This window comes from Sphingomonas aurantiaca (assembly GCF_003050705.1).
Taxonomy (GTDB): domain Bacteria; phylum Pseudomonadota; class Alphaproteobacteria; order Sphingomonadales; family Sphingomonadaceae; genus Sphingomonas; species Sphingomonas aurantiaca.
Genome location: NZ_QAOG01000003.1, coordinates 267,805 through 281,754 on the forward strand (window position 1 = coordinate 267,805; position 13,950 = coordinate 281,754).

Consider the following 13,950-nt stretch of genomic DNA (forward strand, 5'->3'; position numbering starts at 1 on the left):
TCAGAACGACCCCTTGCTGGCAAAGACTGCCGGCACGGTACGAACCATGATCCAGATATCGCCACCCACCCAGCGGGTCCGGCTATAGATCGTGTCCATCGCCACGCGACGGCGATAGCTGATGTCGTTCCGGCCGCTGACCTGCCACAGCCCGGTGATCCCCGGACGCAGGTTGCAGTAGAATTCCATGTAGCGCCCGTACCGCTCGACTTCGGCAGGCACGATCGGCCGCGGACCGACCAGGCTCATCTGACCCCAGACGACGTTGAGCAGCTGTGGCAGCTCGTCGAGGCTCGACTTGCGCAGGAAGCGGCCGAGCGGCGTGATCCGCGGATCGTTGCGCAGTTTCTGGTCGAGCGCCCATTCGGCGCGCGCCGCCGGGTTCTCGGCCAGATGCCGCCGCAACCGCGCCTCGGAATCGCGCACCATCGTCCGCAGCTTCAGGCACGGAAACATCCGTCCGCCACGCCCGATGCGCCGGTGCATGAACAGCGGAGACCCGCCGTCCTGAAGAGAAATTGCGATACAAAGCAGTATGATAACCGGCAAAAATACGAGAAACGCACTGCCAGCGAAAATGATGTCGACCAGTCGCGACAAATTGCCATCGACCTTCCGCATAACACTGAAGTTATCGGTCGACTTGCTCGAGGCATTGGATCCCGAATGCACTCTAACGCGAGTGCGTACATCGCCATAGAATGTCATGGCCGCACCTCATTAACTGATGTTTATTGTCGCAGTGCAATATTGCAGAGGTGCCCCGGCTTGGCCAGCGGACTCAGCCCCCGTTATCCCGCCGATCGCTCTGTCTACCGCATTGCAGCATGAATTTGGCGACACCTTTGGACGCCGTGCGTTGTGACTGAACGCAGCCTGTATCTGCCGGGAAACGGGCGGAATTTGCGTATTAATGACGCACCGCTCACGGAATTGGCAGTGCTCAACGCAGCCGCCTTCGGCCGCGATCGAACGCTAATTATCTGGAACTATTGTAAAATCCGAACGGCGCGCACGCGGGCACGCCAACCCGTCCGACCGCCACCATCACGGTCGGTGCGGATCGCCCGGTGGTATTGGCCAACCGCAGATGATTCGCATCAAGATCGAACAGCCCCCGCGAGTCGTCGCTCCGCGGCCGACCGCCCGGGATCGCACCAAACGGCGCGACCCCGGACGTGCGTAATCGTCAGGCCGTCTCGCTCACCGTCGCTGCGTGGCCCACCGCGATCGCGCTCAGATTGACGATCCCGCGCGCGGTCACGCTCGGCACCAGCATCTGCAGCGGCTTGGCGAGTCCCAGCAGCATCGGCCCGAGCGGCGCGGATTCGGTCGACGCCGACAACAGCGACACCGCGATGTTCGCCGCATCGATGTTCGGCATCACCAGCAGGTTCGCAGAGCCCGTCAACGGACTGTCGTCCACCAGCCGCCGCCGCAGCGCCTCCGACAGCGCGGCATCGCCGTGCATCTCGCCGTCGAACTCGAACTCCGGCGCCATCTCCTTCAGCAACGCATGCCCCGCGCGCATCTTCTGCGCCGAGGGCGACCGCGACGCACCAAAGCTCGAATGCGACAGCAACGCCGCCTTCGGCTCGATCGCGAACGCGCGCACCGCGTCGGCCGCGAGCATCGTCATCTCCGCGATCTGCTCGGCGGTCGGATCGACCGTGACGTGCGTATCGCAGAAGAACAGGCTGCCCGTCCGCAGGATCACCGCGGACATCGCGTACAGCCGCGACACGCCCGGCATCCGCGGGATCAGCGGCATGACATAGGTCATCTGCGTCCACCAGTCGCCGATGCCACCACACAAGGCTGCATCGACGCGACCCTCGCGCAGCAGCATCGCCGCGGCGACGCTCGGTCGCGTCCTGAGCGCGCGCTCGGCGCTGTCGGGCGGCGTGCCGCGGCGGCCGACGAGCGCGCTGTAGCTCGCGAGCAGCGGCTCGAACACTTCGCGGTCGGTCGCCGGATCGAGTACCTCGACATCGCTGCCGATCGTCATCCGCAGACCGCTCGCCTCGATCCGCTGGCCGATCACGTCGCGCCGCCCGATCAGCACCGGCCGACCAAGCCCTTCGTCGATCACCGTCTGCACCGCGCGCAGCGTCCGGTCGTCCTCGCCCTCGCCATACGCGATCGAGCGCCCGGCCTGCTTGGCGCGCGCGAAGATCGGCCGCATCAGCTGGCCCGAGCGGTACACGAACACTTCGAGGTCGCGAAGATACGCGTCGAAATCCTCGATCGGCCGAGTCGCCACGCCCGAGTCCATCGCCGCCTTGGCGACGGCCGGCGCGACGTGCAGGATCAGCCGCGGATCGAACGGCTTGGGAATGATGTAAGTCGGCCCGAACACCGGTGTCGCGCCGCCATAGGCGCTGACGACCACGTCCGACGCGGTCGCGCGTGCGAGTGCGGCGATCGCGTCGACCGCGGCGACCTTCATCGCCTCGTTGATCTCGGTCGCGCCGACGTCGAGCGCACCGCGGAAGATGAACGGGAAGCACAGCACGTTGTTGACCTGGTTCGGGAAATCCGAACGGCCCGTCGCGATGATCGCGTCGGGGCGGGTCGCCGCGACCAGCGCCGGCTGGATCTCGGGCTCGGGGTTCGCCAGCGCCAGGATCAGCGGGTCGGGCGCGAGCAGGTGCAGCCATTCCTGTTTCAGCACGCGCGGCGCCGACAGGCCGAGGAAGATGTCCGCCCCCTCGAGCACGTCGGGCAGCGTCCGCGCATTGGTGGTGCGGGCATAGCGCGCCATGTTCGGCGGCATCACGTCGCCGCGATCGGCATGGACGACGCCCTTGATGTCGGTCAGCGTCACGTTCTCGGGGTTGAGCCCCATCGACACCAGCAGGTCGACCGTCGCCAGCGCCGCCGCGCCTGCGCCCGACGTCACCAGCTTCATCTGGTCGAGCTGCTTGCCGCGCAGTTCGAGCACGTTGCGGACCGCGGCGGCGCACACGATCGCGGTGCCGTGCTGGTCGTCATGGAACACCGGGATGTTCATGACCTCGCGCAGCTTCGTCTCGATCTCGAAGCATTCGGGCGCCTTGATGTCCTCGAGATTGATCCCGCCGAACGTCGGCTCGAGCACGCGGACCGCCTCGATGAACGCCTGCGGGTCGAGCTGGTCGATCTCGATGTCGAAACAGTCGATCCCGGCGAATTTCTTGAAGAGCACCGCCTTGCCCTCCATCACCGGCTTCGACGCGAGCGCACCGATCGCGCCGAGCCCGAGCACCGCGGTGCCGTTGGTGATGACCGCGACGAGGTTGCCGCGCGCGGTATAGTCGCGCGCCTTGTCCGGATCCGCGGCGATTTCCTCGCACGCGGCGGCAACGCCCGGCGAATAGGCCAGCGCCAGATCGCGCTGCGTCGCCATCCGCTTGGTCGCCTCGACCGAGAGCTTACCCGGCTTTGGATAGCGGTGATAATCGAGCGCGGCCTTGCGGAAATCGTCTTCCATGGTCTTCCTAACCTGTCGGCCGCGGCGGCGACCGGGTGGGCGCGCGCAAAGCGCGCGGCGAATGTTCAACGATCGCATAGCCTCACGCACACCGATCCGCCAACCCCGCGCGGACGTAGCGTCGGTTCGGATGACGCGCGGGCGCCACGACCCGTCCCTACCATCCCTGCGAAGGACCACCACTCCGGCGAAGAACCACCACCCAGGAAGGACCACCACCCCGGTAAAGAACCACCACCCCGGCGATGGACCATCACCCCGGCGAAGGCCGGGGTCCAGTTGGAACGTCCGATGTAACGACGCGCAGCGCTCGGTTACCAACGTCCCCCAACTGGACCCCGGCCTCCGCCGGGGAGGGGCAACCCAACAATCCTCCCCCTTGCGGGGGAGAATCGAAACTCCCTGTTCTCCCGCGAAAGCGGGAGCCCAGGAATCCCAAGCGCTATCCGTCATAACCCTGGACCCCCGCCTCCGCGGGGGAACAACAACGAAGATAACTCCGGCCCCACGTCCTGCGCGTTGGACAGCACCCCCCAAAAAACCCTGTCCTACAACGAACCAATATGGTTCGCTCCCACCCACAAAACCGGGAGCCGCACCATGACCATCGATCACCTCATCGACACCGTCATCGACCGCGAGGGCGGCTACACCAACCACCCCGCAGACCGCGGCGGCCCCACCCGCTACGGCATCACGCAAGCCGTCGCCCGCACCAACGGCTACACCGGCGACATGCGCGTCTTCCCCCGCGAGAGCGCGGAAAGCATCTACCGCCGCCTCTACTGGACCCGCCCCGCCTTCGACCAGATCGCCCCGCGCGCGCTCGAGATCGCCGAGGAACTCTTCGACACCGGCGTCAACATGGGCCCCGCCGTCGCCGCCACCTTCCTCCAGCGCGCGCTCAACGCGCTCAACCGCGGCGCCACCGACTATCCCGACATGACGCTCGACGGTCGCATCGGCCCCGCGACACTCGCCGCGCTCGACGCCTTCCTAGCGCGCCGCAAACCCGGCGGCGAAACCGTCCTCCTGAAGGCGATCGAGGCGCTGCAAGGCGAACGCTACGTCGCGCTCGCCGAGACCCGCCCCGCCAACGAGGCCTTCCTCTACGGCTGGCTCGCCAACCGCACCTGACTCGGCCGCGCAAACGCTCCCAGCGTCTGCACTTCCTATACTTCACTCTTGCCGGAGACCCCCAATGACCCAGCAACCCCTTGATCCAGCACCAGATCCCTGGATCACCCGCGCGCGCCCGACCTTCCTCTACGTCATGTACATCCTGCTGCTCGGCGCGATCCCGGCCGGCCTGATCGCCGCTGTCCGCCCGCAGACCGCGCAGGCGATCGCCGCGGGCATGGCCGCCTATCTCAACGCGATCCCCGAACCGCTCTACGCGCTCTTCGGCACGGGCTATCTCGGCTACACGGTGGCGAGGGAATGGGGGAAGGGGCGGTGATTCCACCTCCTTACAGCGGCCCCCTTGCCGTAAACGCCGTACTGCCACCCCTTTTCCGTTCGTGCCGAGTAGCGACCGAGTAGCCCGCTCGGGCGTATCGAGGGCGCGTATCGAGGTACGGGTAACGCGCGCAACGCCAGTCCTTCGATACGCGCTCTCGACACGCTCGATCGCTACTCGGGACGAACGGCCGGTGTTCATCCCCGCCCCGTTGCACCCCCGAAACCGCACCCTACATCGCTGGCATGAGCAACGACCCCCACGCCATGCCGACCTGGCACGGCACCACCATCCTCTCGGTCCGCCGCGGCGGCAAGGTCGTCGTGATCGGCGATGGCCAGGTCTCGATGGGCCAGACCGTCATGAAACCCAATGCGCGGAAAGTCCGCCGCCTCGGCGACGGCTCGGTCATCGGCGGGTTCGCCGGCGCCACCGCAGACGCCTTCACGCTGTTCGAACGTCTCGAGCGCAAGCTGGAGGCGCATCAGGGCCAGCTCCTGCGCGCCGCGGTCGAACTCGCCAAGGACTGGCGCACCGACAAGTTCCTGCGCAACCTCGAAGCGATGATGATCGTCGCCGACAAGGACGTGACTCTGATCCTGACGGGCAATGGCGACGTGCTCGAACCCGAAAACGGCGTCGCCGCGATCGGCTCGGGCGGCAATTACGCGCTCGCCGCAGCCCGCGCGCTCGTCGACTACGAGACCGATGCGGAAGTGTTGTGCCGCAAGGCGATGCACATCGCGTCAGAACTCTGCGTCTACACCAACGACCGCCTCACGGTGGAAACGATGGATTCGACTTCGTAATTCCCCTCCCGCTTGCGGGAGGGGTCAGGGGAGGGGCTGACATACACCCCACCCACGCCTTCCGTTGCGGCCACGCCCTCCCCCGACCCCTCCCGAGCGGGAGGGGAGAAGGTAAAAAAATGAACGACCAGCTCACCCCCAAGGCAATCGTCGCCGCGCTCGACGCCCACATCATCGGCCAGGCCGCCGCCAAGCGCGCGGTCGCGGTCGCAATGCGCAACCGCTGGCGCCGCCAGCAACTCAGCGAAGACCTCCGCGACGAGGTCACGCCCAAGAACATCCTGATGATCGGACCGACCGGCTGCGGCAAGACCGAGATCAGCCGCCGTCTGGCCAAGCTCGCCGATGCGCCGTTCGTGAAGGTCGAGGCGACCAAGTTCACCGAGGTCGGCTATGTCGGCCGCGACGTCGAGCAGATCGCCCGCGACCTCGTCGAGGAAGCCATTCGCCTCGAAAAGGAACGCCGCCGCGTCGCGGTGAAGGACAAGGCCGAGGAGGCGGCGATGGGTCGCCTGCTCGATGCGCTGGTCGGCAAGGATTCGAGCACCGCGACTCGCGAAAGCTTCAAGCAGCGCTTTCTCGACGGCCATCTGAACAGCGCCGAAGTCGAGATCGAGGTCGAGCAGGCGCCGACCACGCCGTTCGAGATCCCCGGCGGCGCGCCGCAGATGATCAATCTGGGCGAGATGATGAAGTCGTTCGGTGGCGGTCAGCAGCTCAAGCGCCGCAAGCTCACCGTCCATGCGGCATGGGACAAGCTCGTCGAGGAAGAGGCGGACAAGCGTCTCGACCAGGACGAGGTCAGCCGCGCGGCGCTCGCCGATGCGGAGGCCAACGGCATCGTCTTCCTCGACGAGATCGACAAGATCGCGGTCGCCGACGGCCGTGGCGGCTCTATCAGCCGCGAGGGTGTCCAGCGCGACCTCCTCCCGCTGATCGAGGGCACGACCGTCGCCACCAAATACGGGCCGATGAAGACCGACCATATCCTCTTCATCGCGAGCGGCGCGTTCCATGTCGCCAAGCCGAGTGACCTGCTCCCCGAATTGCAGGGCCGCCTGCCGATCCGCGTCGAGCTGAAGGGCCTGACCGAGGCCGATTTCGTCGCGATCCTGTCGGACACCAAGGCGTCGCTGCCGCTCCAGTACAAGGCGCTGATCGCGACCGAAGGCGTCGGCATCGAGTTCACCGAAGACGGCATCGCCGCGATCGCACGCATCGCCGCCGAGGTGAATGCGGAGATCGAGAATATCGGCGCGCGCCGCCTGCAGACGGTAATGGAAAAGCTGCTCGAGGAAGTGAGCTACAACGCCGAGGATCGCGGCGGCTCGAACCTGGTCATCGACGGCGCATACGTCGACAGCCAGCTGAAAGAGATTGCGCGCAACACCGACCTCAGCCGCTTCGTGCTCTGAGCGTGGGGCGGGGGCCACCCCGCCCCCCCGTTCGTGCTGAGCGAAGTCGAAGCACCTGAGTCTCATGCCCTTCGACTACGCTCAGGGAGAACGGGGTGGGATGCAAGGATAAGCCAATGGACGTGACCGAAGCCATCGCCGCGCGCCGCTCCGTCCGAGGCTTCCTCGACACCCCCGTCGACCCCAACCTCCTCCACGACCTCGCCATAAAAGCATCCCGCGCAGCAACCGGCGGCAACCTCCAGCCCTGGCACATCGCCATCGTCCAGGGCGAGCCGATGACCCGCCTCAAGGCAACTATGGCCGAAAAGCTGGCCACCGGCGCCACCGAACAGCCCGCCTACGACATCTACCCGAAAGACCTGACCGCCCCCTACCGAGACCGCCGCTTCGCAGTCGGTGAGGCGATGTACGCAGAGCTCGGCATCCCGCGCGACGACAAGGCGGCGCGACGCGACTGGTTTGCCCGAAACTTTGCGTTCTTCGGCGCCCCCGCGGCCTATTTCTGCACCGTCGACCGGCGCATGGGCCCGCCGCAATGGTCGGACCTCGGCATGTACCTGCAAAACCTGATGCTGCTCGCGGTCGAAGCCGGCCTCGCCACCTGCCCGCAGGAATGCTGGGCGATGTACCCGGACACGCTCGGGCCGTTCCTAGCCATCCCCGAAGACCAGATGCTCTTCTGCGGCATGGCGATCGGCTACGAGGACAAGGACGCGCCGGCGAACCGCCTCCGCACGGAGCGCGCGGACACGAGCGAGTGGCTCACCACGATCGGCTGATGCATTCGCCATGAAGCATCGCAAGGAACCTCAACCAACCCACTCCCGTCATCCTGACGAAAGTCAGGATCCAGAGCCAGTTACGATGCCCTCGGTACCCTGGATCCTGACTTCAGAGAACCACCGTCTGCGGCTTGGCGCCCTTGATCCCCGCAAGGATCATCGCCTCCCACACCGCAGGGTCACCCGCCGCGGCCATCGCCCGGTCGGGTTCGCGCAGCGTGCGCAGCACCGCGAGCGCATCGGGAAGATAGTCGGCCCAGGCCGAATCGATCAGCTGCGACGCGGATTCGGCGTCGCCGCCCGCGTTCGCGCTGATCCGCTGGCCGGCCAGCACGCGCGCGATGCGCTCGGCGACCGGGGTAGTGGAAACGTCCATCAGCATTCTCCTCGCGGGCCGGTCTTACACCAAACCCGCGGGGCGATCGAATGCTTAGCGCGCCGAGCTCGGACCGGCGCCGCGACCAGGGCCACGGCCACCGCCGCCGGCCGGACGACCACCGCCGCCCTGACCACCGGGACGACCACCGCCCTGCGGACGACCGCCGCCGCCGCCACCCTGGCCGCCACGGCTCGCACCCGCATAGTTGCGGCCGGTGCTGCCGCCGGTTGCGCGCGGCGCATGCGTCGCACGCGGACGTGCCGGATCGCGCGGACGGTCGATCCGGACCTCGGGGTCCGCCCCCATCGTCTTGACGCGAGTCTGCTTGATCTGGTTCGACAGGTTGACGAAGTCGTCCGGCAGCGCGCGGACCGTCACTTTCTGGCGCGTGATCCGCTCGATGTCGCGCAGATAGGCCTTCTCGTCATCCGCGCAGAACGCGACGGCGATGCCGCTGGCGCCCGCACGCGCGGTACGGCCGATGCGGTGGACATACTGCTCGGCCACGTTGGGCAGCTCGAAGTTGATGACGTGGCTGACGCCCGAGACGTCGATGCCGCGCGCGGCGATATCGGTCGCGATCAAAACCTTGACCTTGCCCTGCTTGAACTCGCCGAGCGCGCGCTCGCGCTGGCCCTGGCTCTTGTTGCCGTGGATCGCGTTCGAGGCGATGCCGTTGCCCGCGAGCAGCTTCACGACGCGGTCGGCGCCATGCTTGGTGCGCGTGAAGACGAGCGCACGGTCGATCGCCGGATCGCCCAGCGTGATCGTCAGCAGCGCCTGCTTTTCCGACTGGTTGCAGAAGGTGACATACTGGTCGACGCGCTCGGCGGTCGTCGCGGCGGGCTTCACCGAAACGGTCTTCGGGTCGAGCAGGAACTGCGAGGCGAGATCACGGATCGCGACGGGCATCGTCGCCGAGAAGAACAACGTCTGGCGCTTCTTCGGTAGCATGCGGACGATCTTCTTCAGCGCATGGATGAAGCCCAGATCCATCATCTGGTCGGCTTCGTCGAGCACGAGGATCTCGATCATCGACAGGTTGCAGAAGCCCTGCTCGATCAGATCGATCAGGCGGCCCGGCGTGGCGACGAGGATGTCGACGCCGCGGCTGAGGTCCTGGCGGTTCTTGTTGATGCTGGTGCCGCCGAACACGGTGGTCACCGACATCTTGCTGAACTGGCCGTAGGCGCGCGCGCTGTCGGCGATCTGGCTGGCGAGCTCACGCGTCGGCGCGAGCACCAGCATGCGGCAATGCGTCGGCAGGACGCGCTTCTGGTTTTCGGTCAGCCGCTGGATCGAGGGGAGCACGAACGCGGCGGTCTTGCCGGTGCCGGTCTGCGCGATGCCGAGCAGATCGCCGCCCTCGAGCAGGATCGGGATCGACTGTGCCTGGATCGGCGTCGGCTCGGTATAGCCCTTGGCTTCGAGCGCACGGACGAGCGGCTCGGCAAGGCCGAGGTTTGCAAATGACATGAATGGTCTCTCAATAGATGCCGGGCTCGCGAATCCACGAAGCGGACGCACGAGGGGCGGTGGTGTTTTGACACCCCGCGTGAAAAGGGAAGCCCGTTGGAAACGACCGAGGCGGAGCTAAGACCGTAAAGGTCCAATCACGCTGCATTACGCCTCGATGCCGGCCATCTGGCGTATCGTGCCCCAAAAGTCAACCTCCGGCCCTATTCGGCACCGGTGTCGGGCTCGCCGGACGGGATCAGGTGCGGATCTGGCCGAGGTGCAGATACCGCTCGTTGAACTCCGCGGCGTCGCGCAGCCGGGGCCAGTCGGTCACGCTCAACTGGCGCTTCTTGCGCGTGATCAGCCCGTCGGTCTCGAGCGATTTCAGCACGCGGTTGACGTGGACCGGCGTCAACCCGAGCGCATCGCCGAGCTGTTCCTGCGTCATCGGCAATTCATACGCCATCACGTCGCCGAGCATCGACGTCTTGAAGCGTACAGAAAACTCGCAGAGCAGATGCGCCAGCCGGCTGCGCGCGTTGCGCCGCCCGACGTTGAGCAGCCATTCGCGGTGAATCGACGATTCCACCAGCGCATCGATCCACAAGGCCTGGCCAGCGGCGGGACACGCCTCGATGAACTGGCGAAGCGCGGCGATCGGCACCTCCGCCAGCGTCAGCCGGGTCAGCGCCTGGATGTCGTGATCGGATTCCTCGAGAAACAGGTTCTGCAGGTCGATGAATTCGCCGGGCAACAGGATCGACACGATCTCGCGCTCGCCATTGGGCGTCAGTTTCTGCCGGTAGGCCAGTCCGTCGAGAATGAACGCGCAACGGGTCGGGCGCTGGCCTTCGCGCAGCATGTAGGTCGACGCATCGATCGTCCTGACCTTGAACGGCAGCGCGGCGATCTTGGCGCGATCGTCAGCGCTCATCGCCGTCCGCGTTTCGAACTTACGAACAACTTGTTCCGTCACGGTGGAAATGTCCACGTGCACTCTCCGCATCCAGGGCAGGAGCACCCGTTTCTCGTCGTCTCCCTCACTGGGATAGCGCGTCGGGGGAAAGCGCACCTTATCCCAGGATTGGGCAGGTCAACAAAACCCATGTTATTATATTACGCCGGAATGCGAGCAGGCTCACGCGCCGCCCGTGACCTCAGGCGCTAGGTCGGGCAGTTTCAGACTGGCGGTAAACCGGTATCCGGGCCGGGCTCGGTTATCGTCACGTCGACGGCGAGCAGCACGCTCCCCGTTTCGTCGCGCACCGCGACGCGGAAGCACGCGCCATGCCGTACGATATCCGGATGGTCGCTCAGGTAATCGCCCGCGAATATGACCGCCTGGACGCGCGCATTTTCGTCGTCGGGCAGATCCGTGCCGTCTTCGTCGGGCGCATGTTTATGGTTGTCGATGTCGAAGAAGTATCTGGGCATGCTCGACTTCCTCAACCGTTACGCAAGCCTGTTCCTAACAGGCCGGCCGCCGCTCCGCTCTTACCAAAATCAGGTTTGATCGGCGCTCCATGCTCGACTTGAACCGCGCCCCGGGCGTAGGGTGCAGGCAAACACGAGAGGATCCGCCGCATGAAACTGGCCAGCCTGAAGCACCCCGATGCCACCCGCGGACGAGACGGTACGCTCGTCGTCGTCTCGAACGATCTCGCCTGGTATGCCGATGCCAGTCACATCGCGCCGACCTTGCAGGCCGCGCTCGACGATTGGGATCGACTCTCGATCGATCTGAAGAATCTGTCGACCGATCTCGAGCATGAGATGATCCCGATGCGGCGCTTTCACGAGCATGACGCCGAGTCGCCATTGCCGCGCGCCTATCAATGGGCCGACGGCTCGGCGTACGTGAACCATGTTGCGCTCGTACGGCAGGCGCGCGCCGCGGAGATGCCCGACAGCTTCTGGCACGATCCGCTGATGTATCAGGGCGGCTCGGACGGGTTCCTGGGGCCGCGCGATCCGATCCCGCTCGGCGACGAGGCCTGGGGCTGCGACATGGAGGGCGAGGTGGTCGTCGTCACCGGCGACGTGCCGATGGGCGCGTCGCGGGACGAGGCACTGGCGGCGATCCTGCTAGTCGGCCTCACCAACGACGTCTCGTTGCGCAACCTCATCCCCGGCGAACTCGGCAAGGGCTTCGGCTTCTTCCAGTCGAAGCCGGCGAGCGCGTTCTCGCCCGTCTTCGTCACGCCCGACTCGCTCGGCGACTGGTGGCAGGGCGGCAAGCTGCACCGCAAGCTGATGGTCGACCTCAATGGCGTCCCGCTCGGTCGCGCCGAAGCCGGCGAGGACATGACGTTCGACTTCGGCACGCTGGTCGCGCACGCCGCCAAGACGCGCAAGCTCGGCGCGGGGACGATCGTCGGGTCGGGCACCGTCTCGAACCGTGGACCCGATGGTGGCCCCGGCAAGTCGATTTCGGAAGGCGGCGTCGGCTATTCCTGCCTCGCCGAAGTCCGCACGATCGAGACGATTACCGGCGGCAAGCCCGTCACGCCGTTCCTCAAAAAGGGCGACGTCGTCCGCATCTGGGCGGAGGACGACAAGCGCCATCCGATCTTCGGCGTGATCGAACAGACTGTCGAATAGGCGGCACGCCACGCCATGTTTCCCCGCGCTGGCGGCGCCCCAGTCTGGGCGCCCGCCTTTGCGGGAGGCCAAGGCGACGGAGGGGGATTGATGCAAGTGCCTCGCTTCACCCGAAAAAATCCACGCGCGAGCCACCTGCCAGAAAATCCCCTCGCAATCGCGATTGAAATTTAATAACACGCTTCGGTAAGAGTGTTCCGCGGTCACAGCGGCCTCATGGAGATGGAATGACGATGGCAAGCGAGCATCCGCGCGCCAATTTGCAGCCGCTCACGCTGCATATCCCGGAGCCCAAGTTCCGCCCCGGCGACGCGGTGGACTTCGCCGAAGTCGACGTGCCCCCCGCTGGCGAGGCACGCCGCCCCGACACCGCGGACAAGGCGTCCGACTTCACCGATCTCGCCTATACGCTGGTCCGCGTCCTCGACGACGACGGCAATGCAGTCGGCCCTTGGGATCCCAAGCTCTCGCCCGACGTGCTGCGCCGGATGCTGCGCAGCATGGCGCTGCTCCGCGCATTCGACGAGCGCATGTTCCGCGCGCAGCGGCAGGGCAAGACCAGCTTCTACATGAAGGCGCTGGGCGAGGAGGCGGTCGCGGTCGCGGCGGCCTATGCGCTCGATTACGAGGACATGTGCTTCCCCTCGTATCGCCAGCAGGGGCTGTTGATCGCGCGGGGCTGGAGCCTCGTCGACATGATGAACCAGATCTATTCGAACACGGCGGACAGGCTCGGCGGCAAGCAGCTGCCGATCATGTATTCGGTCAAGGAAGCCGGCTTCTTCTCGATCTCGGGCAACCTGACGACGCAATATCCCCAAGCCGTGGGCTGGGCGATGGCATCGGCGGCCAAGGGCGACACGCGGATCGCGGCGACCTGGTGCGGCGAAGGCTCGACCGCCGAGGGCGACTTCCATTCGGCGTGCACCTTTGCGGCGGTCTACCGCGCGCCGGTGATCTTCAACGTCGTCAACAACCAGTGGGCGATCTCCAGCTTCTCCGGGTTCGCGGGCGCCGAGGCGACGACGTTCGCGGCGCGCGCGGTTGGTTACGGCATCGCCGGGCTTCGGGTCGATGGGAACGATGCGCTGGCGGTGTACGCCGCGACGCAATGGGCCGCCGAGCGCGCGCGGACCAACCAGGGCCCGACGCTGATCGAGCATTTCACCTACCGCGCGGAAGGCCATTCGACCTCGGACGATCCGGGCCAGTATCGCAGCGAGGGCGAGCCCAATGCCTGGCCGCTCGGCGATCCGATCAAGCGTCTCAAGGATCACCTGATCGCGATCGGCGAATGGGACGATGCGCGCCACGCCGCGCAGGACAAGGAGCTCGCCGAACAGGTCAAGGCCGCGCAGAAAGAGGCCGAGAAGAACGGCATCCTCGGCCACGGCCTGCACCAGCCGCTCGAATCGCTGTTCGACGGCGTGTTCGAGGAGTTGCCCTGGCATCTGAAGGAGCAGCGTCAGCAGATGCTCGATGAGGAATCCGCATCCGGCCGCCCCTGGGATCGCAAGGCATGAGCGACATGATCGAAACACCCGTCTCGGACGCGTCGGATACCGGCGGCGA

General features: G+C 66.1%; 12 protein-coding genes and 1 pseudogene. 7 read left to right on the forward strand and 6 right to left on the reverse strand.

The features are described from left to right. Both C8J26_RS10175 and C8J26_RS10180 read right to left on the reverse strand, forming a co-directional pair. Positions 1 to 708, reverse strand: a complete 708-nt coding sequence (locus C8J26_RS10175) for a sugar transferase (RefSeq protein ID WP_321170172.1) — start codon at positions 706 to 708, stop codon at positions 1 to 3. A gap of 481 nt (positions 709 to 1,189) precedes the next feature. Continuing rightward, complete coding sequence (locus C8J26_RS10180) at positions 1,190 to 3,472, reverse strand: NADP-dependent malic enzyme (protein WP_056416480.1); 2,283 nt, start codon at positions 3,470 to 3,472, stop codon at positions 1,190 to 1,192. A gap of 600 nt (positions 3,473 to 4,072) precedes the next feature. Here C8J26_RS10180 and C8J26_RS10185 point away from each other — a divergent pair. The 5 genes and pseudogenes from C8J26_RS10185 (at position 4,073) to C8J26_RS10205 (ending at position 7,937) form a co-directional block, all read left to right on the forward strand. Then, positions 4,073 to 4,609: a glycoside hydrolase family 108 protein gene (locus C8J26_RS10185; RefSeq protein WP_107957809.1), complete on the forward strand. Its 537-nt coding sequence runs from the start codon at positions 4,073 to 4,075 to the stop codon at positions 4,607 to 4,609. Between the two features lie 88 nt (positions 4,610 to 4,697). Next, positions 4,698 to 4,931 (forward strand): annotated as a pseudogene (locus C8J26_RS10190) (3TM-type holin); the annotation flags it as partial. 266 nt (positions 4,932 to 5,197) lie between these two features. Continuing rightward, entirely contained in the window at positions 5,198 to 5,740 is a 543-nt protein-coding gene (gene hslV, locus C8J26_RS10195; protein ID WP_107958148.1) for an ATP-dependent protease subunit HslV, read from the forward strand. Positions 5,741 to 5,859: 119 nt separating this feature from the next. After that, positions 5,860 to 7,155: an ATP-dependent protease ATPase subunit HslU gene (gene hslU / locus C8J26_RS10200; protein WP_055873449.1), complete on the forward strand. Its 1,296-nt coding sequence runs from the start codon at positions 5,860 to 5,862 to the stop codon at positions 7,153 to 7,155. Between the two features lie 116 nt (positions 7,156 to 7,271). Further along, complete coding sequence (locus C8J26_RS10205; protein ID WP_107957811.1) at positions 7,272 to 7,937, forward strand: nitroreductase; 666 nt, start codon at positions 7,272 to 7,274, stop codon at positions 7,935 to 7,937. Between the two features lie 112 nt (positions 7,938 to 8,049). On the opposite strand, the gene C8J26_RS10210 is transcribed toward C8J26_RS10205, so the two are convergent. The 4 genes from C8J26_RS10210 to C8J26_RS10225 form a co-directional block, all read right to left on the reverse strand. Next, positions 8,050 to 8,316: a hypothetical protein gene (locus tag C8J26_RS10210; protein ID WP_056417251.1), complete on the reverse strand. Its 267-nt coding sequence runs from the start codon at positions 8,314 to 8,316 to the stop codon at positions 8,050 to 8,052. A gap of 54 nt (positions 8,317 to 8,370) precedes the next feature. After that, positions 8,371 to 9,795: a DEAD/DEAH box helicase gene (locus tag C8J26_RS10215; protein ID WP_107957812.1), complete on the reverse strand. Its 1,425-nt coding sequence runs from the start codon at positions 9,793 to 9,795 to the stop codon at positions 8,371 to 8,373. A gap of 238 nt (positions 9,796 to 10,033) precedes the next feature. After that, positions 10,034 to 10,711 carry a Crp/Fnr family transcriptional regulator gene (locus tag C8J26_RS10220; protein ID WP_235516894.1) on the reverse strand — a complete coding sequence of 226 codons (678 nt, stop codon included), beginning with the start codon at positions 10,709 to 10,711 and terminating at the stop codon, positions 10,034 to 10,036. Between the two features lie 245 nt (positions 10,712 to 10,956). Beyond that, positions 10,957 to 11,211, reverse strand: a complete 255-nt coding sequence (locus tag C8J26_RS10225) for a DUF6894 family protein (RefSeq protein ID WP_107957814.1) — start codon at positions 11,209 to 11,211, stop codon at positions 10,957 to 10,959. A 150-nt stretch (positions 11,212 to 11,361) separates the two neighbouring features. Here C8J26_RS10225 and C8J26_RS10230 point away from each other — a divergent pair, with 150 nt between their 5' ends. Together C8J26_RS10230 and C8J26_RS10235 are read left to right on the forward strand one after the other, a co-directional pair. Then, positions 11,362 to 12,378: a fumarylacetoacetate hydrolase family protein gene (locus C8J26_RS10230; protein WP_107957815.1), complete on the forward strand. Its 1,017-nt coding sequence runs from the start codon at positions 11,362 to 11,364 to the stop codon at positions 12,376 to 12,378. 233 nt (positions 12,379 to 12,611) lie between these two features. Continuing rightward, positions 12,612 to 13,901, forward strand: coding sequence for a thiamine pyrophosphate-dependent enzyme (locus C8J26_RS10235; RefSeq protein WP_107958153.1), 1,290 nt, complete (start codon positions 12,612 to 12,614; stop codon positions 13,899 to 13,901). The last annotated feature ends 49 nt before the right edge of the window (positions 13,902 to 13,950 follow it).

Excerpts from the sequence above, each read along its gene's own strand:
- C8J26_RS10215 (WP_107957812.1), bottom strand. The coding sequence starts at position 9,795 with ATGTCATTTGCAAACCTCGGCCTTGCCGAGCCGCTCGTCCGTGCGCTC.
- C8J26_RS10210 (WP_056417251.1), bottom strand. The coding sequence starts at position 8,316 with ATGGACGTTTCCACTACCCCGGTCGCCGAGCGCATCGCGCGCGTGCTG.
- hslV (WP_107958148.1), top strand. The coding sequence starts at position 5,198 with ATGCCGACCTGGCACGGCACCACCATCCTCTCGGTCCGCCGCGGCGGC.
- C8J26_RS10180 (WP_056416480.1), bottom strand. The coding sequence starts at position 3,472 with ATGGAAGACGATTTCCGCAAGGCCGCGCTCGATTATCACCGCTATCCA.
- C8J26_RS10230 (WP_107957815.1), top strand. The coding sequence starts at position 11,362 with ATGAAACTGGCCAGCCTGAAGCACCCCGATGCCACCCGCGGACGAGAC.
- C8J26_RS10235 (WP_107958153.1), top strand. The coding sequence starts at position 12,612 with ATGGCAAGCGAGCATCCGCGCGCCAATTTGCAGCCGCTCACGCTGCAT.
- hslU (WP_055873449.1), top strand. The coding sequence starts at position 5,860 with ATGAACGACCAGCTCACCCCCAAGGCAATCGTCGCCGCGCTCGACGCC.
- C8J26_RS10205 (WP_107957811.1), top strand. The coding sequence starts at position 7,272 with ATGGACGTGACCGAAGCCATCGCCGCGCGCCGCTCCGTCCGAGGCTTC.
- C8J26_RS10185 (WP_107957809.1), top strand. The coding sequence starts at position 4,073 with ATGACCATCGATCACCTCATCGACACCGTCATCGACCGCGAGGGCGGC.
- C8J26_RS10220 (WP_235516894.1), bottom strand. The coding sequence starts at position 10,711 with ATGAGCGCTGACGATCGCGCCAAGATCGCCGCGCTGCCGTTCAAGGTC.
- C8J26_RS10225 (WP_107957814.1), bottom strand. The coding sequence starts at position 11,211 with ATGCCCAGATACTTCTTCGACATCGACAACCATAAACATGCGCCCGAC.
- C8J26_RS10175 (WP_321170172.1), bottom strand. The coding sequence starts at position 708 with ATGACATTCTATGGCGATGTACGCACTCGCGTTAGAGTGCATTCGGGA.